A 25,306-nucleotide genomic window follows, 5' to 3' on the forward strand; every position below is an offset into this window, starting at 1 on the left:
GGCGGATGCGAATGTCGAAACCGGAGGAGAGATGACGCTGTTGGCTTGTGTGGCGGCGCGCGGCGGCGCAGGTCACGGGAAGGTAAGCGCTCTGTTCAAGACATTCGCGGCGTTGCTTTTTTTGGCGCAGGTCGCTGATGCGCACGCGCAGGGTCCGGCGCCCGAAGTGGTGGTCTCCCGTCCGCTCGCCAAGACGATTCCGCGATGGGACGAATATACCGGGCGTTTCGAGGCCTTGAAGCAAGTCGAGGTGCGCGCCCGCGTCTCCGGCGCTCTCGAGAAGATCAATTTCACCGACGGCCAGTTCGTCAAAGCCGGCGACGTTCTCTTCGTGATCGATCAGCGGCCGTATCAGATCGCGGTCGACAGCGCGCGGGCCGAACTCACCCGCGCGCAGGCGCAGGCCACGGTGTCAAACCGCGATTACGCGCGCGCCCAGGAGATGACCCAGGGACGCACGATCACTGCGCGCGACGTCGACCAGCGCAGAGCGAACAATGAGATCGCGAAAGCTCAGGTCCTGAGCGCCGAAGCCGCGCTTCGCAACGCCGAGCTCAACCTGGAATGGACCCAAGTCCGCGCGCCGATCTCGGGGCGCGTGTCGGACCGTCGCGTCGATCCGGGCAATCTCGTTCAGGGCGGACAGGCCGACGCGACTCTGCTGACGACGATCGTGACGCTCGATCCGATCCACTTCGTTTTCGACGCCTCGGAAGCGGATTACATCCGCTATGCGCGCGCCTCGGAGAGTCAGAAGAAACTCGCGCGAGAGTTCAAGAATCCTGTTTCGGTGCGGCTGGCCGACGAGACGGAATGGACGCGCAACGGCGTCATGGACTTCCTCGACAATCAAATCAATCGGCGGTCGGGCACGATCCGCGGCCGAGCCGTTTTTGACAACAAGGACTACTTCCTGACGCCGGGCACTTTCGGGCGCCTGCGCCTGTTCGGCGGCGACATCGCCGCGCTGCTCATTCCCGACGCCGCCGTCGTCTCGGACCAGACCAGCAAGACCGTGTTTGTCGTGGGAAACGACAACAAGGTCGCCGCCAAATCCGTGACTCTCGGCCCCATCCACAGCGGCCTGCGGGTGATTGAGTCCGGCCTCGACGCGAAAGATCGCATTGTCATCGGGGGGCTTGCGAACCCGATGGTGCGGCCCGGCGCGAGCGTGCAGCCGAAGGACGGCGAGATCAAGGAAGCGCCCGTCGCGGCCGGCGACCGTTAGACTCCGAGATCGGGAACGCCATGCGCATTTCGCATTTCTTCATCGAGCGGCCGATCTTCGCGACGGTGCTGTCCGTGCTCCTGATGCTTGCCGGCGCGATCGCGCAGGGCGCGCTTCCGGTTTCGGAATATCCGGAAATCGCGCCGCCGACGGTCAACATCAGCGCGACCTATCCCGGCGCTTCGGCGGATGTGATCGCCGAGACCGTCGCCTCGCCGATCGAGCAGGAGGTCAATGGCGTCGACGACATGCTCTATATTACGTCGCAATCGACGGGCGACGGGCATGTGTCGATCGACGTGGTGTTTAAGCCGGGCGTCAATATTGATCTCGCGCAGGTGCTGGTTCAGAACCGCGTCGCGATCGCCAATCCGCGATTGCCGGAGGAGGTGACGCGTTTCGGCGTCGTGGTGAAGAAAGCCTCGCCGGATCTGATGATGGTCGTCCATCTGCTGTCGCCGGACGGCTCGCGCGACCAGCAGTATATTTCAAACTACGCGACTCTCTACGTGAAGGACGCCATCGCTCGAATCGACGGTGTCGGCGACGCCCGCCTGTTCGGCGCGAGAGACTATTCGATGCGGGTCTGGCTCGATCCGGCGAAAGTCGAGGCCCGCGACCTCACGCCGGGCGACGTCGTCGCCGCCCTGCGCGCCGCAAATCTGCAAGTCGCCGCCGGCGCGGTCAATCAGCCGCCCGCCGCTTCGGCCGGCGCCTTCCAGCTCTCGGTGCAAACCCTCGGGCGGCTGAGCACGCCGGAGCAATTCGGCGATATCGTCATCCGCGCCGACGCCGACGGCCAGATTCATCTGCGCGACGTCGCCCGCATCGAATTCGGCGCACAGGACTACACGCTCAACGCCTATCTCAATCATGATGTCGCGACGGCGCTTGGCATTTTTCAGCGGCCCGGCTCAAACGCCTTGCAGACGGCTGAAGCCGTGAAGCAGGAGATGGAGCGGCTCAAGAAGGATTTTCCCGCCGGCGTCGATTACGCGGTCGTCTACAATCCCACCGAGTTCATTCAGCAGTCGGTGGACGAGGTCGTCCATACGCTGCTCGAGGCGATCGTTCTCGTCGTCCTCGTCGTCATCCTGTTCCTGCAGACCTGGCGCGCGGCGATCATTCCGGTTGCGGCGATCCCCGTATCGCTCATCGGCAGCTTCGCGGTGATGAAGGCCGCGGGCCTCAGCTTCAACACCCTGTCGCTCTTCGGCCTCGTTCTCGCCATCGGCATTGTCGTCGACGACGCGATCGTCGTCGTTGAAAATGTCGAGCGCTATCTCGCGCAAGGGCTTTCGCCCAAGGAAGCCGCGCACAAGACGATGGATGAGGTTGGCGGCGCGCTGATCGCGATCGCGCTGGTGCTCTGCGGCGTGTTCATTCCTACGGCCTTCATCAGCGGCCTGCAGGGCGCCTTCTACAAGCAATTCGCGATCACCATCGCGAGCGCCACGATGATCTCGGCCTTTGTCTCGTTGACGCTGTCGCCGGCGCTGGCGTCGGTGTTGCTGAAGCCGCACGACGCGGCGGAGAGCGTCGCCAATCATCGGCTGAGCTGGGCGCATGCGCCGTTGCGGCGCTTTTTCGACGCGTTCAATTCCGCGTTCGACAAATTGTCAAACGCATATGGCGCGGCGACGGCCCGTCTTGTCCGGCTTGGCGTCGTGATGCTCGTCGTCTACGCGATCCTGATCTTTTTCGCCTTCGATTTGTTGCGTCGGACGCCGACCGGCCTCATTCCGCAACTCGACCGCGGCTATGTGATCGCGGCGTTCCAATTGCCGCCCGGCGCGACCCTCGACCGAACCGACAAGGTCATGCGCGCGGCGACCGACATCATCTTGAAACGTGCGGGCGTCAAGGACGCCGTCGTCTTCACCGGCTTTGACGGCGCGACATTCACCAATGCGCCGAATACCGGCGTGATCTTCGTCACGCTGGAGGATTTCGCGGCGCGCGCCAAGAAAGGGCTGACGTCCGATCAGATCCAGGCGGACATTTACGGCCAGCTGTCAAAGCTGACCGACGCGTTTGTCTTCGTATTGGCGCCGGCGTCGGTCCCGGGCATCGGCACCGGCGGCGGCCTCAAGGGCTATGTGCAGGACCGCGCCGGGCGCGGTTTGCCCGCGCTCGAGGGCGCGACATGGGCGCTCGCCGGCGCCGCCGGGCATTCGGGCGAATTCACCCAGGCGTTCACGCTGTTCAACACGCGCACGCCGCAAATCTTCGCCGACGTCGACCGTACTAAGGCCGAGCTCATCGGCGTGCCGATCTCGCGCGTGTTCGAGACGCTCTCGATCTATCTTGGCTCGACCTTCGTCAACGACTTCAACGTGCTTGGACGCACCTACCGGGTGATGGCGCAGGCGGACAATCCCTACCGTCTCACGCTGCGCGACATCGCCAATCTCAAGACGCGCAGCGCTTCGGGCGAGATGGCCCCGATCGGCGCCGTCGCCACATTCCGCGACACGACAGGCGCGTTTCGCGTGCCGCGCTACAATCTGTATCCGGCCGCCGAGGTGCAGCTCAATCTGGCGCGCGGCGTTTCCTCCGGCCAGGGCATCGCGGCGACAGAGAAGCTCGCGGCGGAGAAGTTGCCGCAGGGATTCGGCTTCGAATGGACCGAGATCGCCCTGCAGGAAAAGCTCGCCGGCCACACCGCGGCCATCGCCTTCGGCCTCGCAGTGGTCTTCGTCTTTCTGCTGCTTGCGGCGCTTTACGAAAGTCTGCTGTTGCCGATTTCGGTGATTCTCATCGTGCCGATGTGTATTCTGGCGGCGATGCTTGGCGTCGTGTCGAGAGGGCTCGATCGCAACATATTGGTCGAGATCGGGCTCGTGGTGTTGATCGGCCTCGCGGCGAAGAACGCGATCCTGATCGTCGAATTCGCCAAGCAGGCGGAGGACGCCGGGCAGTCGAAATTCGCGGCCGCGGTCACCGCCGCCCGCACGCGTCTTCGGCCAATTCTGATGACGTCGCTCGCCTTTATTCTCGGCGTGCTGCCGCTCGCCGTCGCCGAAGGGGCGGGCGCCGAGATGCGCCAGTCGATCGGCACCGCCGTGTTTTTCGGCATGCTCGGCGTGACGCTGTTCGGCCTGATCTTTACGCCGACCTTCTATGTGGTCGTGCGGATTCTCGCGCAATATCTCCCGTTGGTTGGCGCCCGGGGCGCGACGCCCGTGGCGGGAGAGTCAGGCGGAACGTTTGCGCATGATATTGGCTTGCACGAAGCCAGGAAGATTGACGTCGGTCAAGCCAAGAGACAGGCCAAGCGATGGTTCGACGTCATCCGGCGCAGGATGCAATGACCGAGCGCGGCGAGACGCCGCGTTCGGCGCAGACTCACTGAAAATATTCTTCGCGCAGCTTCGTGGTCCGCGTCGGCGCGAACTCGCGGCGGCAGGCGGGGCTCAACCGCGCCATGTTCTGCTCCAGACAGGCTTCGATCTCTTCGACGAAAGGAATGTCGGAGCTGCAGAATCTCATGGCGTCGCCCATGCAGTCGGAGCGCTCCTGAGCCGTGCCCTGGGCCGAGGCGGACGTCGCGGCCAACGCGAGGAGCAGCGAATACGGAATGAGTTTACGCATGTTGTTCCTTTCACACCTATCGTTCTGATAATGCGCAAAACTTAGAGTAGAGCCGTTTCTTGGAAAAGCAAATGGCGTTTAACTTCGAAGCAATGCTTCTTTGTTAATCATGACTTCGGCGCCTGCGCGATCGCGCTCGGCAAGCGCGAGGCGCGTCAGTCGCAAGAGGTCGTCGAGCGAAGGGTTGGACAAGGCGTCGCCCGACGGCTCGAAACGCGCGACGGGATCACGGGTGCAGAGCCGCAGACAATCGCGCGTCGCGATGACGAGGCTCCCGGACGCGAGCTCCTGCGAAAAGGCTTCCGCGAAGGATGTTTCGACCGCCGCGAGAAGCGCGCGGCCTTTTCCCTCGGCGTCGCAGCGCGGTCCGACGCAGACGAGAAGTCGAACGGGAGAAGCGTTCACGCGCGCGCTCAATAGATCGGATGTTTTTCGCAGAGCGCCGCCACGTCTCGACGGACCTCTTCGATCGAGGCGTCATCGTTCGGGTTTTTCAAGACGCGGTCTATCCATCCTGCAATCGTTTCGAATTCCGCGGCGCTAAAGCCGCGCGTGGTTCCGGCGTTGCTGGAAAGGCGCAGGCCGGAGGGCGCTTGGGGCGGGCGCGCATCGAACGGAATCATGTTCTTGTTGACGGCGAGGCCGGCGCGCTCGAGCGCCTTGGCGGCGACGTCGCCGGTGAGCCGGCGCGCGGCAAGGTCGACGAGCATCAGGCCCATGTCCGTGCCGCCCGTGACGATCCGCAGACCCGTCTTCTCGAGCGCGCGCGCAAGCGCTTGCGCATTGTCGATCACCGCTCTGTTGTAGGCTGTAAACTCAGGCCGCAAGGCTTCGCCGAGGCAGGCCGCCTTTCCCGCGACGCCATGCATCAGCACCGAGCCCTGCACGCCAGGAAATATGCCGGCGTTGATGCGATTGCTGAGAGTTTCGTCGTTCCACAGGACCATGCCCCCGCGCGCGCCGCGCAGCGATTTGTATGTCGTCGTCGTCACGACATGCGCATGGGGCAGGGGATCGGGATAAAGCCCTGTCGCGACAAGGCCGGCGAAATGCGCCATGTCGACGAGAAGATAGGCGCCGACGTCATCGGCGATGGCGCGCAGCGCAGCGAAATCGATCGTGCGCGGATAGGCCGAGCCGCCGGCGATCATCATGCGCGGGCGTTCGCGTCGCGCGAGATCGTGCACCTCGTCGAGATCGATGCGCTCCGTCTCGCGGCTGACGCCATAGGAGACGATTCTATAGTCGCGTCCGGCCAGCGTCGCCGGATGGCCGTGGCTGATATGCCCGCCGGCGGCGACATCCATGGAAAGAATCGCGTTGCCGAGTTTCAGAAGGCCGAGAAAGACGCCGGCGTTGGCGTTGGAGCCGGAATGCGGCTGCACATTGGCGAAGCGGCAGTTGAACAGCGTCTTCGCGCGCTCAATGGCGAGCGCTTCGATGGCGTCGGCATATTCGGCGCCGCCGTAATAGCGCGCATAGGGCAGGCCTTCGACAGTCTTGTTGGTGAGGATCGAGCCCTGCGCCTCGAGCACGAGACGCGAGACGATGTTTTCCGAGGCGATGAGTTCGATGCAGTCCTGCTGTCGCCGCAACTCGCCGGCGATGGCCGAGGCGAGTTGCGGGTCCGAGGAGAGGCCGAGGTTCAAATGGCCGACATGGAGTTTTGGCGTCATCAGTCTCGCGGAAACAATATGGCCTCGTAATCCTGGGCGCCATGCAAAAGATGCAAGATTTCGACCGCCTCTGCGCGGACACGGTGAAAAATGAGATGGTTCCCGTGCGTCGACCGACGCGCGCCAGCGTGTGCGTCACGGGGCGTGAGCGGGAAGCGCTTCGGGAATTCGGCGGGCCGTTCGCACCGTTTGCGCAGTCCGATCACGAAAGCCACGGCCGCAACCGGATTTTCCTTGGCGATGTAATCGCCGATGCGCTCAAGGTCGGACGCGCCTTGCAATCGGCCGCGGTTTCGGGTCAGTCCGGATGATTCATTTTAAACATCCAGATTGGCGACGCTCAGCGCATTCTCCTGAATGAATTCGCGCCTCGGCTCGACGACGTCGCCCATCAGCTTGACGAAAATGTCGTCGGCCTCGGAATCTTCCTTCACCTTCACCTGCAGCAGCGAACGCGCCTCGCGGTCGAGAGTCGTCTCCCAGAGCTGTTCGGCGTTCATTTCGCCCAGACCTTTGTAGCGCTGGATCGTCAGCCCCTTGCGGCCGATCGTGCTCATGGCCTCGTAAAGCGCCAGCGGGCCTGAGAGCGGGGCTTCGTCGCCACGCCGGATCAGAGTCGCCGGGCCGGCGAAAACCTCGCGCAGACTTTCGGCGCGCTCATGGAGCTTGCGCGCCTCGCTCGAATTCAGGAGCGAGGCGTCGAGCGTCACGGCGTGGGTGACGCCGCGCAGCGTGCGTTTGAAGACATAGCCGCCGTCGCGAACCTCGCCCGTCCAGCCGCGCTCGGTCTCTTCCGAAATCGCGTCGAGGCGCCGCGCGATATCTTCGGCGTAGCGCTTCGCTTCCGCCTCATCCATCTCCGGCGTCAGATCGCCGGCCATCGCCGCCTGTTCGACGACGGCGCGGTCGTAGCGCGAATGCAGGTTCAGCATGACATTGCGAAAGGCGCGCGCGTCTTCGAGAGTCTTGCGCAGATCGGCGCCCGCGCGATCCTCCGAGCCGGAGCGCAGCACCGCGCCGTCGAGCAGGCTTTCGATCAGATAATCCTCAAGCGCGCGTTCGTCTTTCAGATATTGCGTCGACTTGCCGCGCGTCACCTTGTAAAGCGGCGCCTGCGCGATGAACACATGGCCGCGCTCGATCAGCTCCGGCATCTGCCGATAGAAGAACGTCAGGATCAGCGTGCGGATATGCGCGCCGTCGACGTCGGCGTCGGTCATGATGATGATCTTGTGGTAGCGCAGCTTGTCGGCGTTGAATTCGTCGCGGCCGACGCCCGTGCCGAGCGCCGTGATCAGCGTGCCGATCTGCTCGGACGACAGCATTTTGTCGAAACGCGCGCGTTCGACGTTGAGGATCTTGCCGCGCAGCGGCAGCACCGCCTGGAATTCGCGATTGCGGCCCTGCTTGGCCGTGCCGCCGGCCGAGTCGCCCTCGACGATGAAGAGTTCGGCTTTCGCCGGATCGCGCTCCTGACAATCGGCGAGCTTGCCGGGCAGATTGGCGACGTCGAGCGCGCCCTTGCGGCGCGTCAGTTCGCGCGCCTTGCGCGCCGCTTCGCGCGCGGCGGCCGCTTCGACGACTTTCGAGACGACGTTCTTCGCTTCCGCCGGATGCTCCTCGAGCCATTGGCCGAGCATCTCGTTGACGACGTTCTCGACCGCAGGCCGCACTTCCGAGGAGACGAGCTTGTCTTTGGTTTGCGACGAAAATTTCGGGTCCGGGACTTTCACCGACAGAACGCAGGTCAAGCCCTCGCGGCAATCGTCGCCGGTAAGATCGACCTTCTCGCGCTTGGCGAGTCCCGAGGATTCGGCGTAGCCGGTGATCTGGCGCGTCAGCGCGGCGCGAAATCCGGCGAGATGCGTGCCGCCGTCACGCTGCGGGATGTTGTTGGTGAAGGCCAACACATTCTCGTGATAGCTGTCGTTCCACCACAGCGCGACTTCGACGCTGATATGGTCGCGCTGGCCGTGGATGAGAATCGGCGCCGAGACGAGCGGCGCCTTGGCGCGATCGAGCCAGCGCACGAAGGCTTCGAGCCCGCCTTCGTAATAGAGCTCTTCGCGCTTGACCTCGGCGTGGCGCGCGTCGGTCAGAACGATGCGCACGCCGGAATTCAGGAAGGCGAGTTCGCGCAAACGATGCTCGATCGTCGCATAGTCGAAATCGGTCATCGAGAAGGTCGCAGGGGAGGGCAGGAAGGTCACTTCCGTCCCGCGCTTCGGCGCGGCGCCAGCGATCGGCGCGTCGCCGACAACCGAGAGCGGCGCAACCGCGTCGCCGTTGGCGAACTCCATGAAATGTTCTTTGCCGCCGCGCCAGATGCGCAGCTTCAGCCATACCGACAGCGCGTTGACGACGGAGACGCCGACGCCGTGCAGACCGCCGGAGACCTTGTAGGAGTTCTGATCGAACTTACCGCCGGCGTGCAGCTGGGTCATGATGACCTCGGCCGCCGAGACGCCTTCCTCATGATGGATATCGGTCGGGATGCCGCGGCCATTATCGCAGACCGTGCAGGAGCCGTCGGCGTTGAGCGTCACCGTGACGTCGGTCGCATGGCCGGCGAGCGCCTCGTCGATGGCGTTGTCGACCACCTCATAGACCATGTGGTGGAGGCCGGTGCCGTCGTCGGTGTCGCCGATATACATGCCCGGGCGCTTGCGCACGGCGTCGAGGCCGCGCAGCACCCTGATAGACCCCGCGCCATATTCCGCCGGGTCGCCGTTCAGATTGTCGGTATCGCTCATAATTTCCGGGGTTTCTGCTCTCTGAAAGAGGCGTGATTCGAACGAACGATCTTACATCAAATAACGATCTCAATGCACGGAAATAGTTGACGATTGAGCCCTTTTGGGCGGCCGGCGCGCTTGTGCCGAGCGCGGTCTCGCCCTGGGGTCCGGCTAATCGTCTGCAGGGTTTTCCGGATCGCGGTCGCGCCCATCGCCGCGCCGGCGGAGAATGTCGCGCGTTACGGCGTCAACCCGCAGCGCGAAGATCAGCGCGACGACCAAAAATGTGGCGCCAATGAACCACGCCGAAAATCCCACGAAAGCGCCCAAAGACAACCAGACCGCAGCGAGCGCCAGTCCTATGATCGCGAGTGCGGTGCTCATTCAGCCCGTGGTTGTTTGGTGTTTGCAAAAACATGAACGCCGTCGCCGCCACGCTCTACACGTCGTGATGCTTACCCCAATTCTTTTCAATTGTGGCGCGAAATTGTTTCAGCTTAGGCCTAGAATTGATCTAAATACACGCTAAACGAGTATCTAATTTAGATTACGCTATTTTTGGTTGTAGATCTGGCTGTTGGCGCGCGTCGGTCAGACATGGGTCGCGCGTCCAGGCGCGACAAGCAGGAGTTCGGCGCCGCCGCGCAGCGGCTCGAACACGGCGAGGTCCGCGCCCGTCATCCAGACCTGGCCGCTGAGCGCATGAAGCTCGCGATACAGCGCCTCCCGGCGCCTGACGTCAAAATGCGCGGCGACCTCGTCGAGCAGAAGGAGCGGCGCCTGGCCGGTCATCGCGGCCACCAATTTGGCGTGCGCCAGCGTCAGGCCCATCAGCAACGCCTTCTGCTCGCCGGTCGAACAGGCGCGCGCCGCCTCGCCCTTCGGTCCGTGACGCACCAAAAGGTCGCTGGCCTGGGGACCGATCAGCGCGCGTCCGGCGGCCGCGTCGCGCCGCCTCGCGGCGGAGAGTTCGCGCCGGAACCATTCCTCGACGGCGAGCGCCGGCTCAATCTCCAAACGCCGCTCCAGCTCTCCTTCAATCGTCGCCTCCGCCCAAGGAAAGGGCGACGCGTCGTCTCTGCCAGCGGCGATCAGCGCGACAAGCCGTGAAACGGTCTCGCGTCGCGCGGCCGCCACCGCCACTCCCGTCGCAGCGATCTCCTGCTCGGTCGCGTCGAGCCAGCGCCGGTCGGGGACGCTCTCCTCAAGGAGCCTGTTTCGGTTGCGCAGCGCCCGCTCCAGCCTGTTGGCGCGCGCGCCATGCTCGGCGTCCACGCCGAGCGCCAGCCGATCCAGAAAGCGTCGTCGCTCGCCGGCCGGGCCGGAGAACAGCCCGTCCATCGCGGGCGTGAGCCAGAGCACGCGCAGATGGTCGGCGAAGGCGCGCGCGGAACCCGCCGTTGCGCGGTCGACGCGAAAAAGCCGCTCGCCGGACGGCGCCAGCCCGTGGCCGAGCTGGGTCGCCATGCCCTCGGCTTCGACTTCGATCGATGCCGCGAAGCCGCCGGCGCCGCCGCGTCGCGCGCATTCGGCGAGTTCCGCCCGGCGCAGACCCCTGCCGGGCGAATAGAGCGAGAGCGCCTCGAGCAGATTGGTTTTGCCGGCGCCGTTCTCCCCGAAAAGCGCAACCATCCTTGAATCGAACCGGCAGTCGAGCGTCGCATAGGAGCGGAAGTCGCAGAGCGTCACACGGCGCACGCGGATCGCGCTCTTGGTCGCAGCGGTCATCGTCGTCGCGCCGTCGCATCGAAGCGACGCGGCGCCAGCGCGCGAGCGGTCATTGCGGACGGGAGACGCGCCGGCCCGGGGAGAGAATGGCGTAGCTGTGGGGTCCGGTGTAGGACGTCATGACGGCTTCGATCAAAGGTTCGTCCGAACCTTCCGCGTTCGACCAGTCGACGGTGAAACTGGCGCCGGTTCCGCCGCGAACGTCGTCTTGCGCAATGATGACCTGCAATGAGGCGTAAGGCTTCAGATAGATGGGCTCACTCAAGTAGTTTTCAATCAATTTCCCCGAGCCGCTGCGATATTCGATCTTCTCGATCGCGAGAACATTTGTCGAAGAGGCGTTGTGAATCGAGAGCGCGCCGGAAAAGTTCAGCCGCGTCACGCCGCCTTGCCCGATCAGCGTCGAATGCAGCGGAATGAACGTGCGCCCCCGAATGGCGAGTTTCTCCGCCGGCGCGGACGTCGTCGCGTCGGGACTGACGATGACAGGCTGAGCTGACGGCAGCGGTCGAGCCGCGCATTCGGCGACAAAGGCGCTCAAGACCAGAGCGAGCGCAAGCGTCCGCGCGGCGCGTCTATGAGGCATTGCGGGCATCTTTTCCTTTCGAATAAACATGTTGCGGCGCCGGCGCACACTATCTCCGCGCCGCGAAAGGTCGAACCGAATGTCATTCGCCACCCATGAAATTCGCGAGGCCGTGGTTTTTCTGGGCGCAGCGGGTCTCATCGTGCCCGCCATACATCGGTTGCGCATAAGCCCGACGTTGGGCTTTCTCGCCGTGGGCGTGATTGTCGGACCGTTTGGGCTGGGTCGACTTGCCGAGACCGTTCCCTGGGTCGAAGCGCTCGTCATCGAAGACAAGCGCACCGTCAGATTCGCGGCCGAGTTTGGCGTGATCTTTCTGTTGTTCATGATCGGCCTCGAATTGTCGTTCGAGCGTCTGCGCGCCATGTGGCGGATCGCTTTTCTGGTCGGCGGCGCGCAGGTCGTTCTTTGCGCCGCCGGCATAGCGGCCATTGCGCATTTTTCCGGTTACCTGCCGGATATCTCGGTCGTCCTCGGCAGCGCTTTCGCGATGTCCTCGACCGCCATCATCATGCACCTCCTCACCGAGACGGGGCGATTGGGCACGCCGGTCGGTCAAATGAGCTTCGGCGTTCTACTGTTTCAAGATCTCGCCGTTGTGCCGATTCTTTTCATGGTGAGCGCATTGCGTCTCGACGCCGACGCCGTCGGTCCGGCGATCGCGTTCGCGCTCGGCAAAGCGATTCTGGTGATCATCGTCATTTTACCGGTCGGTCGACTTGTCGCGCGGCCGCTGCTCAGGATCGTCGCCGGCGCAAAGAGTCGCGAGCTTTTCCTTGCGACGGTTCTTCTGACGATTATCGGCGCCGCGGCGGCGGCCGACGCCGCCGAATTTTCGCCGGCGCTCGGCGCGTTCCTTGCCGGCTTGCTGCTTGCGGACACCGAATACCGCCCACGGATCGCGGTTGACATCGAGCCGTTCAAGGGCCTGCTGCTCGGGGTGTTCTTCGTCGCCGTCGGCTTGAGCATCGACGTCACCGCAATCGTTGCGGATTGGCGCGTGATCCTGGCGTGGGCCTTTGGCGTGATGGCGCTCAAGGCTGTTTGCGTCTACGCGCTCGCGCGCCTCGCGCGCCAGCCGCCGAGCGTCGCCTTCGAGACGGCCGCCCTGCTCGGGCCGATCGGCGAATTCAGTTTCGTGGTGACCGAACTCGCCCAGTCCCTGGGAGTGATTTACGAAGACACGGCGCAATTCGCGCTGATCGTCGCCAGTCTCACCATGGCGATGGCCCCGTTGATGGCGCTGGGCGCGCGCTGGCTCGTGTCGCGCTTCGCACGCGGCGAGCCGGAGTCATTTGATCTTTTTCCGGATCAGATTTCGGATCACGTCATCGTGGTCGGTTACGGACGCGTGGGGCAGGATATCGGCGATCTGCTCGACAGTCAGGAAATCACCCATGTTGCGATTGATGTCGACGCTCGGCGCGTCGCGCAGCTCCGTGCGCAGGGCTTCTCGATCTATCATGGCGATGCACGACAATATGAGATTCTGGCTCGACTTGGCGTCGAGCAGGCGGCCGCTCTGGTCGTCACCATGGACGACGCGAAGACGACGCTCCAGACCGTTGACGCGGCGCATCGCGACTGGCCGGATCTGCCGATCTTCGCCCGCGTGCGCGACGAGGCGCATGCGGCCGCGCTGCTGAAGGCCGGCGCAACTTCGGTCATTCTCGAGGCCCGCGAGGCGGCGCTGCAATTGGGCGAGACCGTCCTCGTCGGCGTAGGTCTGCCGGAAAGCGTCGCGCGCGATCTTGTCGCGGAGCGGCGAATGATCGCACAAGAGCCCTCTGCGAGCGAAAAAACTATCGTCGGCCAATGAGCGAAGACGTTTGGTATTGCGCGTAAAATCTGTATTCTCCGGCTGCGGCGATCGGAGTTTTTCAGTGGCGGGCGTGGGTCATGCGCGAAGCCTTGAGGGTAAGCGCGTCTTACTGATCGTCGGCGGGGGGATCGCGGCGTACAAATCGCTCGACCTGGTGCGCCGCCTGCGCGAGCGCGGCGCGCTGGCGCGCGTTGTCATGACCGCGGCGGCAAAGGAGTTTGTGACGCCGCTCGCCTTCGTCAGCCTCACGAGCGAGAAAGTCTACGACGACCTTTTCTCATCGACCGACGAGCAGGAGATGGGCCATATCCAGCTGTCGCGCGACGCCGATCTTCTCGTCGTCGCGCCGGCGACGGCGCACATCCTCGCGCGCGCCGCGCGCGGTCTGTGCGACGACCTTGCGACGACCCTGCTGCTCGCGACCGACAAGCGCGTTCTGTATGCGCCGGCGATGAACGTGCGGATGTGGCTTCATCCCGCAACGCAGCGCAACATTTCCACGCTGCACGGCGACGGCGCGTGGTTCGTCGGTCCGAGCGTCGGCGAGATGGCCTGCGGCGAATATGGACCCGGCCGCATGAGCGAGCCGCTGGAGATCGTCGAGGCGATTGAAGCCGCGCTCAAGCAGAATACGCGGCTGCCCACGCCCGAAGGCCTGTCGCCGCATGGCGGCGCGCTTGCCGGGCTTCATGTTCTCGTCACGTCCGGACCAACTCATGAGCCGATCGATCCGGTTCGCTACATCGCCAATCGCTCGTCGGGGCGACAGGGGCACGCCATCGCGGCGGCGGCGGCGCGCGCCGGGGCCCGCGTGACGTTGATTTCAGGGCCGGTCGCTCTCTCCGATCCGCCCGGCTGCGAGGTCGTACATATAGAGAGTGCGCGAGATATGTTGGCGGCGACGGAGGCTGCGCTGCCGGCGGACATTTTCATCGCGGCGGCGGCCGTCGCCGATTGGCGCGTGGAGCGGGCGGACGACAAGATCAAGAAAGGCGCGCGCGGCGCGCCTTCTCTAACGCTGGTTGAGAATCCCGATATTCTCGCGAGCGTCTCGCGCGGCGCGAAACGGCCTCGCATCGTCGTCGGCTTCGCCGCCGAAACGCGCGAGCTTATTCGGCATGCGCAGGAAAAGCTCGCCCGGAAGGGCTGCGACCTGATCGTCGCCAATGACGTCAGCGAAGGGACCGGCGTTTTCGGTGGTCCGACCAATGAGGCGCATCTCGTTTCTCGCGCGGGCGTCGAGGACTGGCCGCGGGTTCGCAAGGAGGAACTCGCGGAGATGCTGGTGGCGCGTCTGGCGCAGATGATTGGCGACGGAGCCGCGGCATGAAGGTCGCCATCCGTCGCCTGCCGAACGCCGACGGCCTGCCGTCTCCCGATTATGCGAGCCAAGCGGCGGCCGGCGTCGATCTCTACGCCGCGCTGGCGCCGGGCCAGAAACTGGTGCTGGAGCCCGGCGCGCGCGATCTGATTCCGACAGGTCTCTCGATCGCGCTGCCTCACGGCTATGAAGGACAGGTTCGACCGCGCTCGGGCCTGGCGGCGGACCACGGCGTCACCGTGCTCAACGCGCCGGGCACGATCGACAGCGACTATCGGGGAGAGATCAAGGCGCTCCTGATCAATCTCGGGGCGCAGGCCTTCGAGATCGTCCGCGGCATGCGAATCGCGCAGCTCGTCATCGCGCCGGCGCTGCGCGTGACGCTCGTCGAAGTCGACGATCTCGACGCCACAGAACGCGGCGCCGGCGGCTTCGGATCGACGGGACTCGGCGGAGATGGCGCGCAATGAAGCTGCTGCCGCGCTCCGCGCGCTTCGCGCTGATGGCGACGCTCGACGTTGCGCTGCATGCGCGCGGGCGGCCGGTGTCGTCCAAGCAGCTCGCCGCGCGTCACGATCTTCCGCCGCGACGATTGGAGACGATTTTGCAGGCCCTGGTGCGCGCGGGGATTTTGAAAAGCGTCAGAGGGCCGGCGGGAGGCTATGCGCTGGCGCGGGAGAGACGCCGGCTTCCGGTCGGCGAGATCGTTCGCGTCGCCTTGCGCGCGGAGGAGGAGGCGCCCGACGGCGCGCCGCCGTTGCTCTCCGCCGTGCTGGAGCCGATCTTCGCCGAGGCGGAGGAGAGCGCCCTGCGCCGACTGGACGATGTGACGCTCGATGATCTGCACGGCCGCGCTGTCGCCCTTGGCTTTGGAGAAAGGCCGGACGCGAGCGGAGATTTTGAGATATGAAGCGCGCGAGCCGGCGGAGCCGCCGGCGAGGAGGCGCGCATGACCTATGAAACGATTCAAGTGGAGACGCAGGGCCGCGTCGGATTGATACGTCTCAATCGTCCCGAAGCGCTCAATGCGCTCAACGCTCAACTCATCGCCGAACTCGACGACGCGCTTTCCGCGTTCGACTCCAACGACGGCGTCGGCTGCGTGGTGCTGACCGGCTCCGAAAGGGCCTTCGCCGCAGGCGCCGACATCAAGGAAATGTGCGACAAGGGATTTGTCGACGCGTTTCTGGACGATTTCATCGGACGATGGGACGTCGTGGCGCGGACGCGAAAGCCGATCATCGCCGCCGTCGCCGGCTTCGCCCTGGGCGGCGGCTGTGAAATCGCGATGATGTGCGACTTCATTCTCGCGGCGGATACGGCGGTTTTTGGCCAGCCGGAAATCAAGCTCGGCGTGATTCCGGGCGCAGGCGGCACGCAGCGGCTGACCCGCGCCGTCGGCAAGGCGAAGGCGATGGAGCTTATCCTCACCGGACGGATGATGGGCGTCGAGGAGGCGGAGCGCGCCGGCCTTGTCGCCCGGATCGTTCCGGCCGCCGATCTCGTCACCGAGGCGATCAAGACCGCCGCGACGATCGCGTCCATGTCGCTCCCAGCGGTTCTGATGGCCAAGGAAGCGGTCAACCGCGCCTATGAGTCGACGCTCGCCGAGGGAATCCGGCACGAGCGTGGGCTTTTCTATTCGCTTTTCGCGACGGCCGATCAAAAGGAAGGGATGGGCGCCTTCGTGGACAAGCGGCGGCCGATCTTCGCCAATCGGTAGGGGCGCCATTGACGAGAGGCGGGCGGCGCGCTTATAAACCCGCCACTTGGCCGCGATTTCGCGGCCCTTTGGTTTTTGGGCGGCCCGACGCCGTCTCTTTCAAGGACAAGCAAAGCATGGCCAATACGAGTTCGGCCAAAAAAGCCGTTCGCAAGATCGCGCGCCGCACCTCGGTCAATCGGGCGCGTCGCAGCCGCATGCGCACCTTCATGCGCAAGGTTGAGGAGGCGATCGCTTCGGGCGACGCCACGCTGGCGGCGGACGCGCTGCAGAACGCGGTGCCGGTCGTCATGCGCGCGGCGCAGCGCGGCGTCATTCACAAGAACACCGCCTCGCGGAAAGTGTCGCGGCTGACCGCGCGCGTGAAGGCGCTGGCGACGCAGGCGTAGCGCAACGCGCTTTCATCGCACGGCAGGCGCTGTCGACATTGAGAACCCGGCCCGAAAGCGCCGGGTTTTTTTGCGCGCGCATCGCGACATCCCGATGACGCATGAAGCGCAGATGACACGATCCGGAATTTTTTTGGCGGCCAAAATTCGTGAGCATTCAAAATTCTCCTGATTCAATCTCTTGCAATCAAGCTGTCACGAACGGGAAATGGCGGGGGACTTGACAGTTTTTTTGGCCATTGTTTGACGGGCGACCGCATGCCGAACGCGTCGACGGCCATCATGCCGCGAAGGGTACGTTATGGGCGGCGAATCATCGGTTTATGGCGAGCACAAAAATTGCGCATGGCGCCACGGCGGAAAACTTGGTTCAGCGTGACAGATTTAATCACGAGCGTCGTTGCGCGCGATGGCTCTGGCGTGTAGCCTCGGAGGATCGAACGAAAGACAGTCGTCGTCAGTTTTTCGCAGGCGCGCAAACAGTGGGGGGAGCGACCTGCGCTCTCCGGCGCAAAAGCCCAGAGCAAGACGTAACGCTGTCTTCCAGCCGTTCGGTTGAAATTCAAGTGATCAGTTCGCAAGGGCGTAGAGTGTAGTCCGTTTCCTGCGACGCACATCGATCTGGGATTCTCGTCGATCCCGGGCGAGGGGAGGCTTTGTCATGGCGAAGGGGCGGTTGGCCGAGACAGTCGAGGGAGTGTGCAGCAGCGACGATCGCGAGATTGAGCGATCGTTCGCCGCGCGCCGCGGCGGTTATTTTCAGCGAGAGGCCAACCTGGGCAGATGCGTGCGGCTCGCGATAGGGCCACCTTCAAGACGTCCGTTTTAGCGCCCTTAGCGGCGACGATTACTCGATCCAAATAGGTTCCTTTCGATCAGCGCCTGCGGCGGCCATCCGCCGGGGGGTCTCCTTTTTGGCGCTCGTTTCGGAAAAGGTCAGTTATGTCAGAACATAGAGAACAATTGGCGAATGATGCCGTTTCCGCTGAAGATCGCTCGAAATGGGACCGAGTGCGACACAGATTGAGGACGGATCTCGGCGACGCCGTTTACAATTCCTGGTTCACGCGGTTGGAGCTCGAGCGCATCGACGGCGGGGCGGTGCATCTGACGGTGCCGACCAAATTTCTCAAGAGCTGGGTTCAGTCGCATTATGCGCCGCGCATCAAGGCGCGCGTGGCGAGCGAATTCACGAAGATCGAGCGCGTGGTGATCGACGTTCGCTCGCCTGCGCGCAAGCCGCGTTTGCGTGAAGAGGGCGCAGATCAGGGCGAGACCGACGCGCTCGCCGAGCGCGTGATCGCGCCATCGCTTGAAACGGCGCATGAAGCGAATGGACGGCGGCCCGTCCGGCCAGCGACGCTGCGTCACGACGCCGACGGATTCGTCGGCTCGCCGCTCGATCGCAGGTTGTGCTTCTCGACGTTTCTCGTCGGACCGTCCAATCAGCTCGCCTATGCCGCGGCCTGCCGCGTCGCGGAGGCGCGCGCCGGCGATCTTCCCATGTTCAATCCGCTGTACGCTCATGCGGCGGTCGGGCTTGGCAAGACACATCTGCTGCAGGCGCTGGCGCATGCGACGAACGACAATCGCCGCCATACGATCTACCTGACGGCCGAACGATTCATGAGCGGCTTTGTCTCTTCGCTGAGCGCTCAGACGTCGCTGGTCTTCAAGGAAAGGCTGCGCGGCATCGACATGCTGATCATCGACGACGTGCAGTTTCTCCAGGGCAAATCGATCCAGCAGGAGTTCTGTCACACGCTGAACGCGCTGATCGACGCCGGCCGTCAGGTCGTGGTCGCCGCCGACCGGCCGCCCTCGGAGCTCGACACGCTCGACGAGCGGGTGCTGTCGCGGTTCAAAGGCGGGCTCTGCGTCGACATCGGGCCGCTCGACGAGGCGTTGCGCATCAAGATTTTGACCGCGCGCATCACGACGGCGAAGGAGTCGCATCCCAATTTCCACGTGCCGCCGGAGGTCATCGCCTACGTTGCGCGCACCATCGTGACGAACGGCCGCGATCTTGAAGGCGCAGTGAACAGGCTTCTCGCCCACGCCACTCTGACCGGCGCGCCGCTCACCGTTGACACCGCGGAAGCGGCCATACGCGATCTGGTGCGCACGCAGGATCCGAAGCGCGTCAAGATCGACGATATTCAAAAGCTGGTGGCGAGCCACTACAACATCTCGCGCGCCGACATTCTGTCGTCCCGCCGCACCGCCAATGTGGTGCGCCCCCGGCAGATCGCCATGTATCTGTCCAAGGTGCTGACGTTGCGCTCGCTGCCGGAGATTGGTCGTCGATTCGGCGGTCGCGATCACACGACCGTGCTGCATGCGGTGCGCAAGATCGAGGAGCTCGTCGCCAAGGACAAGGGGCTGGCCGAAGTCATCGAACTGCTGAAGCGCATCTTGAGCGAACAGTAGCGCGCGCGAGAGACCGTCGCCCTTTCAGCTCGGCGGCGTTGCGGGCAATGCGCGGCGCGCTTCAGCGACTGAGTGGCGCGCCGTCGCTTATCGTCCGGTCTTCACGGTCGTCCACATTCGGGTGATCAGTTTCTGAGCGTTCTGATCTGGCGCAGTGACCGTAAACAGGCGGCGCATGGTGAGATCGTTCGGATAGACCGACGGGTCGTTCGACACCGCTTTGTCGATCAGCGGCCGTGACGGCGCGACGCCATTGGCGAAGTTCGTGGCCATTGAATTGCGCGCGGCGATGTCCGGCCGCAGCAGATAGTCGATGAAGAGATAGGCTTCGTCGAGATGGCGCGCATCTTTCGGAATCGCCAGATTGTCGAGCGAAAGCAGCGAGCCTTCGCTCGGGACGACATAGGCGATATCGACGTCGGTTCCCGCCTCGCGGGCGCGGTTGCGCGCCTGCAGACTATCGCCCGACCAGCCGATGGCGACGCAGATGTCGCCATTCGCCAGCGCGTTGATATATTCGGATGAGTGAAACTTCTTCACATATCTGCGTAGGCTTCCGAGGAGATCGGCGGCGCGCCGCAGATCCTTGGGGTTTTTCGAATTCGGATCGAGCTTCAGATAGTTGAGCGCGATCGCAAACATATCCTCAGGGCTGTCGAGCATATAGACGCCGCAGTCGGCGAGCTTTTTGAGCGCGTCGGGCCGCAGGACCTGCTCCCAGCTCGTGATCGGCTTGCCCAGCCGCTCCTGAACTTTTGCGGCGTCGTAGGCGATGCCCGTCGTGTACCACATGTAGTTGATGGCGTGCCGGTTGCCGGGATCGAAACGCGCAAGCCGGTTGTCGATCTCCGGCCAGATGTTGCGGGCGTTGACGAGCCTGCTCCGGTCGATCGGTTGCAGCACGTCCGCCGCGATCTCACGCTGAAGGAACGTCGCCGAAGGCACGACGATGTCGTAGCCGGTGTCGCCGGCCAGAAGCCGCGCCTCGAGCATCTCGTTCGAATCATAAGTGTCGTAGATGACTTTGATTCCCGTCTCTCGGGTGAAGTCCTCGAGCACGGTCGGATCGATGTAATCGCTCCAATTGAAAATGTTGATCACGCGCTCGGCGCCGCGGACCGGCGTCGTCGCGGCGACGAGCGCGAGGAGACATGCGAGAAGAAGCCGTTTCATGCGATCAGCCATGTAGCGGAACGATCCGGCGAACCTATCATGGTTGCGCGCGCTTTGGCGACGCGCCAAGCTCGCGCAGGAACACGCCGCCGGGAGAGGACCATGACCGCTTTTCCGCCGGAAGGCGCAACGGCCTTGCAGGGGCGTCCCGACGCCACGAGATGCGTCGCGCGCGGCGCGCGGCGCTACCTGCGGTCGTGCGGCTTTTCGGTTGTGTGCGAGGCGCTTTTGCCGAATGGGCGGCGCGCCGATCTCATCGCGCTCGCGCCGGACGGCCTCTTGCGCATCGTCGAGGTCAAGTCGAGCGCCGCCGATTTTCGCGCCGATCTGAAATGGCCGCAGTATCGCGCATTTTGCGACCGCTTCTATTTCGCGGCGCCCGCCTCGCTCGATCCGTCGATTTTTCCGCAGGATTCGGGCCTGATCGTCGCCGACGCCCATGGCGCGCTGCTCGCGCGGGACGCTCCAGAGTTTCGTCTCGCGCCCGCCCGTCGGCGCGCGATGCTGCTACGCTTCGCGCAGATGGCGGCGGACCGCTACTGCATGCTGGCGTTCGGCGATGAACTTGCGACTTGAGCCTGTCAGCGCGGCGCGCGTTTGGCGAGAATGCGCTGCAGGGTTCGACGATGCATGTTGAGCCGGCGCGCCGTCTCCGACACATTGCGGTCGCAGGATTCAAAAACCCGCTGAATATGCTCCCAGCGCACGCGATCGGCGGACATTGGATTTTCCTGCGCGTCCGGCTTGTCGAGCTGCGTCGCCATCAGCGCGTGGTATATTTCGTCGGCATCGGCCGGTTTCGCCAGATAGTCGAAGGCGCCGAGCTTAACCGCGGTGACGGCCGTAGCGATATTGCCGTAGCCCGTGAGAATGATTCCCCGCGCGTCGGGCCGCGTCGCCTTCAGCTTGGAGATGACGTCGAGGCCGTTGCCGTCGTTGAGCCGCATGTCGATGATGGCGAAAGCCGGAGGGTTTGTCTCGAGCGCGGCGAGTCCCTCGGCGACCGATTCGCACGGCGTCACGACGAAGCCCCGAGCCTCCATCGCCCGCGTCAATCTGCTAAGAAAAGGCTTGTCGTCATCGAGGATCAGCAATGAACGATCCTGCGGCGAGTTAAGGTGCTCATCCGGACCGCTTTCCCGATCCGCCTTCAATTCTTCGGCCGACATCGTGCGTTTCCACCCGTGATTTTTGTCAAATCTAACTTATCGGCTGCGTCGCGTCGATTCCATTTGTCTTACTGAGCCGCCCTTGGCCTGGCGGCGGCGGGCTCGAGCGCCGCCCGCGGCCAGGTGACTTTGACGATTGCGCCGGTTCGCGGCGGCGAAACATTCGTCGTCTCGACGAACGCCCCCGATCGCTCCAGGAGCGTCTTGGCGATGAAGAGGCCGAGACCCAGACCCGACTCCGCGTCGCTCTTTTTCCGTCGTTCCGTCGGCCGGCCTCTTAGATAAGGATCGCCGAGACGGTCGAGAATGTCGGGAGAGAAGCCTGGACCATCGTCCTGGATGGCGATGGTGACATAACTCGGGCTCCACCAAGCGTCGATTTTTACGTGGGTTTCCGCAAAATCCATGGCGTTTTCAACGAGATTGCCGAGGCCGTAGAGAATGGCGGGGTTGCGGGTCAACACGGGCGCGTCCGACGGTCCGTGTTTCGAGATCTCTACCTCGACGCCAATCTCCCGCTGCGGCTCGACCACTTCCTGAATCAACGTATCGATCGAGAGCAGATTCATGACGCTGCTCTGATCCGTCGCGCCGAGAGAGGCGAGCTTGCCGAGGATTTCCCGGCAGCGCGCCGTCTCCTGGGCGAGGAGCGTGAGATCGTCTCGCAATCCCGGCGCATTGTCCTGTGCGGTATTCTGCAACTCTCTGATGATCAGGGTGATGGTCGCGAGCGGGGTGCCGAGTTCATGCGCGGCGGCGGCGGCGAGGCCGTCGAGCTGCGAGAGATGCTGCTCCCGCTCGAGCACCAGTTCCGTCGCGGCGAGCGCGTCGGCCAGGAGTCGCGCCTCGTCGGACACCCGCGCGGCGTAGATTCCGATGAAGACGGCGCTGAGCGCGAGCGCCGCCCAGATCCCGGTGCGATACAGGAGCGGAAACGTCAGCTTTTCATCGGGATACCAGGGCAACGGATAATACTCGACCGTCAGCACCGTTGCGATCGCAATCATGACGATGCCAAGCAGCAGCGTCAGATTGCTCGGCAGCGACACCGCCGAGATGATCACCGGCGTCAGGAAGAGCATCGCGAAACTGTTGGTCAGTCCGCCCGTGAGATAGAGCAGGAAGCCAAGCTGGATGATGTCGTAGCCAAGCAGCACGGCGGCCTCGACGTCGCCCAGACGAAAGCTGCGCGGCGTGCCGTAGCGCAGGCCGATGTTGAGCGTCGCCGACGCCGTGATGAAAACGAAACAGAGGCCGACGGGGAAATCGAATCCGAGTACGAAGTAGACGCCGAGGCACGCCGCCGCCTGCCCGGTGATCGCCACCCAGCGCAGCATGAGCAGCGTCTCCATGCGCAGGCGCCGGGAGTCATAGTCATATTCGATGGTTGTCATTTCAGTTGGTCCATGGGAGCGCCGGCTCGGGCGCCTGTCACAATCCGATGCCGCGTGACGCGCGCCAGATGCGCCACTGTCGTCGCAGCGGCGAGGGCTCGCCAAGCAGGCAAGCCGGATCGTAATCGCTTCCCGCCAGCCGCTCCAGATAAAGCGGAACAATGGCGCAGGGGAGCAAGGCGGCGCGGGCGGCGCCGAGATCCGCCGCCAGACGGCCGGCTTCGTCATAATGCGCCAGCGCCCGCGTCCGCATCTCCTTCAAAGCGCGCCGCAGGCCGTCGTCGCGAGCGTCGGAGCGAGCGTCCGCGAACGCCTCGTCGGGCAGGAATTTCTCCTGTTGCGGGCTTTGAACGAGTGCGCGCATGATTCGCGTCAGGCCGAGCGCGAGCCCCGCCTCCGCGAAAGCGCGCGCCGAGGGCGCCCGAAGATCGGCGCCGAGGATATGCGCCGCCCAGCGCAGCGGGGCGGAGGCCGTCGCGCGGCAATAGTCTTCGAGCGCCGCCCAGCTCGGCATCCTGTCGTCATAGAGATCGAAGACATGCGCCTCGGCCAGATCGATGAACTGGGCGCGGGGCAGGGCGAAGCGCTCGATCGTGTCGATCAGCGCGTCGGCCGCGGGATTGGCGCGGGGGCCCTCGCCCTGCGCGGCGACGCCCTCAAGCGCGTCGATCCACCACTGCAGACGCATCTCGCCCAGGAGCGGCTGCGTGACTTTGGCGCTGACGTCCGCGGCTTCGAGGGCGAAGGCGTAGAGCGTATGAATGTGCGGTCGAGCGTCCCGCGGCGCGAACAGGCAGGCGAGCCACAGGTCGCGGTCGCGCGCGCGCAGAAGCTCCTCGCATTGCGCGTAATGTTCCTGCAGGGCGGTCATGTCACACGGCGATCAGCAGCGCGCCGACTCGGCGATCCTCGTCGACGAGCATGTTGTAGGTGCGCACGGCGGCTCCCGTCGCCATGGTTTCGCAGCCGACGCCGGCGGCGCGGAGCTTGGCGCGCAGGGCTCCGGCAAGCGGCAGCAAATCTTGTCCGGTGCCGACGACGAACAGGTCGAGGCCGCCGCTCTCTGCGAGCGCGTCGTCGATCACGGCTTCGTCGATTTCCGCGGCGTTCGTCAGAGGCACGGCGCGCACGCCGGACGGCAGCGCGAGAATGGAGCCGCGGTGGGACATGTCGGCGAAGCGGAAGCCGCCGCCGCCGTACTCCTCGATCCTGTGGCGGCCGGGCACATAGCCGCCGCCGCGAGCGGTCAAGCCGGCCTCGACTTGGCGCGCCTGGCGGAGGATTTGCGCGCCTGCGCCGGCGGCTTCCTTTCGCCGTCTTTGGGCGGGCTCGACGGCGTTGCGGCCGGCGTTTCGGCCACGCTTTCCTCATCCGCGACAGCCGTCTCGGGCTTGCGCTCGGCCTCGTGCTTCTGGGCCGCCTTGTCGGCGTCCTCGTTGCGTAGCCCGAGATAGATGAGCATCGGCGAGCAGATGAAGATCGACGAATAGGTCGCGACGAAAATGCCCCAGATCATCGCGAGCGAGAACGAGCGGATCACCTGACCGCCGAAGGCGACGAGCGCGAACAACGCCAGCATGACGGTCGTCGCCGTCATGATCGTGCGCGGCAGGACGGCGTTGATCGACATGTCGACCATCTGCGCCGTCGCCAATTTCTTGTATTTGCGCATGTTCTCGCGAATACGGTCGAGCACCACCACGGTTTCGTTCAACGAATAGCCGACGATGGTCAGAATCGCGGCGATCGACGTGGTGTTGAATTCGAGCTGCGTAATCGAGAAAAAGCCGACCGTGAGCAGCAGATCGTGCATCGTCGCAATGACCGCGCCGACCGCGAACTGCCATTCGAAGCGGAACCAGAGGTAGGTCAGCACCGCGATGATCGACAGCACGACGCCGAGCGTGCCCGATTGCACCAATTCGTTCGAGACGCGCGGGCCGACGACTTCGACGCGGCGCAAATTGTAATAGTCGCCGACCGCGTCGCGCACCCGCTCGACCGCCGCCTGCTGCGCGACGTCGCCGCCCGGCTGCAGACCGAAGCGCAATGTCGCGTCGGCAGGATTGCCGAAAGCCTGCACTTCGATGTCGCCGAGATTGAGCCCTTCGCCGATCGTCCGCAGCGTGCCGACCTCGGCGGCGCCGGATTTCGCCCGCAGTTCGATGACCGTGCCGCCGGCGAAATCGATGCCGAAATTCATGCCCTTGAAGATGAAGAGGGCGACCGCGATCAGCGACATCAGGGCCGAGAACGGGTAGCTCACGCGGCGGAACCGCATGAACGGGAATTTGGTGTTCTCCGGGGCGAGGCGCAGAAGTTTCATAAATGTCGCCCC

24 protein-coding genes are annotated in these 25,306 nt (G+C 64.3%); 10 read left to right on the forward strand and 14 right to left on the reverse strand.

Going from position 1 to position 25,306, the window contains the following annotated elements; all coding sequences use genetic code 11:
- Positions 1–31 precede the first annotated feature (31 nt).
- A complete protein-coding gene (locus tag AB7F41_RS03670; protein WP_428381661.1) occupies positions 32–1,228 on the forward strand; it encodes an efflux RND transporter periplasmic adaptor subunit in 1,197 nt (398 codons plus the stop codon).
- 20 nt (positions 1,229–1,248) lie between these two features.
- Entirely contained in the window at positions 1,249–4,542 is a 3,294-nt protein-coding gene (locus AB7F41_RS03675) for an efflux RND transporter permease subunit (protein ID WP_428381663.1), read from the forward strand.
- A gap of 34 nt (positions 4,543–4,576) precedes the next feature.
- Here AB7F41_RS03675 and AB7F41_RS03680 read toward each other — a convergent pair whose 3' ends face one another.
- The 8 genes from AB7F41_RS03680 to AB7F41_RS03715 form a co-directional block, all read right to left on the reverse strand.
- Positions 4,577–4,822 carry a hypothetical protein gene (locus AB7F41_RS03680; RefSeq protein ID WP_428381665.1) on the reverse strand — a complete coding sequence of 82 codons (246 nt, stop codon included), beginning with the start codon at positions 4,820–4,822 and terminating at the stop codon, positions 4,577–4,579.
- Positions 4,823–4,900: 78 nt separating this feature from the next.
- A complete protein-coding gene (locus AB7F41_RS03685; protein WP_428381667.1) occupies positions 4,901–5,227 on the reverse strand; it encodes a (2Fe-2S) ferredoxin domain-containing protein in 327 nt (108 codons plus the stop codon).
- Positions 5,228–5,235: 8 nt separating this feature from the next.
- On the reverse strand, positions 5,236–6,498 hold the full coding sequence (gene glyA / locus AB7F41_RS03690; RefSeq protein ID WP_428381668.1) for a serine hydroxymethyltransferase: 1,263 nt from the start codon (positions 6,496–6,498) through the stop codon (positions 5,236–5,238).
- The gene (locus tag AB7F41_RS03695) at positions 6,498–6,713 is read right to left on the reverse strand and encodes a type II toxin-antitoxin system RelE/ParE family toxin (protein ID WP_428381722.1); all 216 of its coding nucleotides are present in this window, start codon (positions 6,711–6,713) and stop codon (positions 6,498–6,500) included. The genes glyA and AB7F41_RS03695 overlap by 1 nt, the downstream gene beginning before the upstream one ends.
- Before the next feature lie 102 nt (positions 6,714–6,815).
- Positions 6,816–9,251: a DNA topoisomerase (ATP-hydrolyzing) subunit B gene (gyrB, locus tag AB7F41_RS03700; protein WP_428381670.1), complete on the reverse strand. Its 2,436-nt coding sequence runs from the start codon at positions 9,249–9,251 to the stop codon at positions 6,816–6,818.
- A gap of 153 nt (positions 9,252–9,404) precedes the next feature.
- On the reverse strand, positions 9,405–9,617 hold the full coding sequence (locus AB7F41_RS03705; RefSeq protein WP_428381672.1) for a hypothetical protein: 213 nt from the start codon (positions 9,615–9,617) through the stop codon (positions 9,405–9,407).
- A gap of 207 nt (positions 9,618–9,824) precedes the next feature.
- Positions 9,825–10,961, reverse strand: coding sequence for a DNA replication/repair protein RecF (recF, locus tag AB7F41_RS03710; RefSeq protein WP_428381674.1), 1,137 nt, complete (start codon positions 10,959–10,961; stop codon positions 9,825–9,827).
- A 49-nt stretch (positions 10,962–11,010) separates the two neighbouring features.
- Positions 11,011–11,547 (reverse strand): DUF3124 domain-containing protein, encoded by a 537-nt coding sequence (locus AB7F41_RS03715; protein WP_428381675.1) that lies wholly within the window; start codon positions 11,545–11,547, stop codon positions 11,011–11,013.
- 79 nt (positions 11,548–11,626) lie between these two features.
- On the opposite strand from AB7F41_RS03715, the gene AB7F41_RS03720 reads away from it, so the two are divergent.
- The 7 genes from AB7F41_RS03720 to dnaA all read left to right on the forward strand — a co-directional run bounded on the left by AB7F41_RS03720 (position 11,627) and on the right by dnaA (position 19,232).
- On the forward strand, positions 11,627–13,366 hold the full coding sequence (locus AB7F41_RS03720) for a cation:proton antiporter (RefSeq protein ID WP_428381677.1): 1,740 nt from the start codon (positions 11,627–11,629) through the stop codon (positions 13,364–13,366).
- Positions 13,367–13,430: 64 nt separating this feature from the next.
- Positions 13,431–14,699, forward strand: coding sequence for a bifunctional phosphopantothenoylcysteine decarboxylase/phosphopantothenate--cysteine ligase CoaBC (gene coaBC / locus AB7F41_RS03725; protein WP_428381679.1), 1,269 nt, complete (start codon positions 13,431–13,433; stop codon positions 14,697–14,699).
- Positions 14,696–15,160 carry a dUTP diphosphatase gene (dut, locus tag AB7F41_RS03730; protein ID WP_428381680.1) on the forward strand — a complete coding sequence of 155 codons (465 nt, stop codon included), beginning with the start codon at positions 14,696–14,698 and terminating at the stop codon, positions 15,158–15,160. The genes coaBC and dut overlap by 4 nt, the downstream gene beginning before the upstream one ends.
- A complete protein-coding gene (locus tag AB7F41_RS03735; protein WP_428381682.1) occupies positions 15,157–15,600 on the forward strand; it encodes an RrF2 family transcriptional regulator in 444 nt (147 codons plus the stop codon). The genes dut and AB7F41_RS03735 overlap by 4 nt, the downstream gene beginning before the upstream one ends.
- A gap of 39 nt (positions 15,601–15,639) precedes the next feature.
- Positions 15,640–16,413 carry an enoyl-CoA hydratase gene (locus AB7F41_RS03740; RefSeq protein WP_428381683.1) on the forward strand — a complete coding sequence of 258 codons (774 nt, stop codon included), beginning with the start codon at positions 15,640–15,642 and terminating at the stop codon, positions 16,411–16,413.
- A gap of 116 nt (positions 16,414–16,529) precedes the next feature.
- Positions 16,530–16,802, forward strand: a complete 273-nt coding sequence (rpsT, locus tag AB7F41_RS03745) for a 30S ribosomal protein S20 (RefSeq protein WP_428381685.1) — start codon at positions 16,530–16,532, stop codon at positions 16,800–16,802.
- 942 nt (positions 16,803–17,744) lie between these two features.
- The gene (gene dnaA, locus AB7F41_RS03750) at positions 17,745–19,232 is read left to right on the forward strand and encodes a chromosomal replication initiator protein DnaA (protein WP_428381687.1); all 1,488 of its coding nucleotides are present in this window, start codon (positions 17,745–17,747) and stop codon (positions 19,230–19,232) included.
- An 87-nt stretch (positions 19,233–19,319) separates the two neighbouring features.
- Here dnaA and AB7F41_RS03755 read toward each other — a convergent pair whose 3' ends face one another.
- On the reverse strand, positions 19,320–20,405 hold the full coding sequence (locus AB7F41_RS03755; protein WP_428381688.1) for a polyamine ABC transporter substrate-binding protein: 1,086 nt from the start codon (positions 20,403–20,405) through the stop codon (positions 19,320–19,322).
- Positions 20,406–20,507: 102 nt separating this feature from the next.
- Between AB7F41_RS03755 and AB7F41_RS03760 the strand changes: the two genes are divergently transcribed.
- Positions 20,508–20,981 (forward strand): MmcB family DNA repair protein, encoded by a 474-nt coding sequence (locus AB7F41_RS03760; protein ID WP_428381690.1) that lies wholly within the window; start codon positions 20,508–20,510, stop codon positions 20,979–20,981.
- A 5-nt stretch (positions 20,982–20,986) separates the two neighbouring features.
- Here the strand turns inward: AB7F41_RS03760 and AB7F41_RS03765 are convergent, their stop codons facing one another.
- The 5 genes from AB7F41_RS03765 to secF form a co-directional block, all read right to left on the reverse strand.
- Positions 20,987–21,574, reverse strand: a complete 588-nt coding sequence (locus AB7F41_RS03765; protein ID WP_428381692.1) for an ActR/PrrA/RegA family redox response regulator transcription factor — start codon at positions 21,572–21,574, stop codon at positions 20,987–20,989.
- A 68-nt stretch (positions 21,575–21,642) separates the two neighbouring features.
- Complete coding sequence (locus tag AB7F41_RS03770) at positions 21,643–22,968, reverse strand: ActS/PrrB/RegB family redox-sensitive histidine kinase (protein ID WP_428381694.1); 1,326 nt, start codon at positions 22,966–22,968, stop codon at positions 21,643–21,645.
- Positions 22,969–23,005: 37 nt separating this feature from the next.
- Positions 23,006–23,839 carry a phytoene/squalene synthase family protein gene (locus tag AB7F41_RS03775; RefSeq protein ID WP_428381696.1) on the reverse strand — a complete coding sequence of 278 codons (834 nt, stop codon included), beginning with the start codon at positions 23,837–23,839 and terminating at the stop codon, positions 23,006–23,008.
- Position 23,840: 1 nt separating this feature from the next.
- The gene (locus AB7F41_RS03780; RefSeq protein WP_428381697.1) at positions 23,841–24,218 is read right to left on the reverse strand and encodes an Mth938-like domain-containing protein; all 378 of its coding nucleotides are present in this window, start codon (positions 24,216–24,218) and stop codon (positions 23,841–23,843) included.
- On the reverse strand, positions 24,215–25,294 hold the full coding sequence (secF, locus tag AB7F41_RS03785; protein ID WP_428381699.1) for a protein translocase subunit SecF: 1,080 nt from the start codon (positions 25,292–25,294) through the stop codon (positions 24,215–24,217). Before secF ends, AB7F41_RS03780 begins: the two co-directional genes overlap by 4 nt.
- Between the last annotated feature and the right edge of the window lie 12 nt (positions 25,295–25,306).

This window comes from Methylocystis sp., from assembly GCF_050251305.1.
Lineage (GTDB): Bacteria > Pseudomonadota > Alphaproteobacteria > Rhizobiales > Beijerinckiaceae > Methylocystis.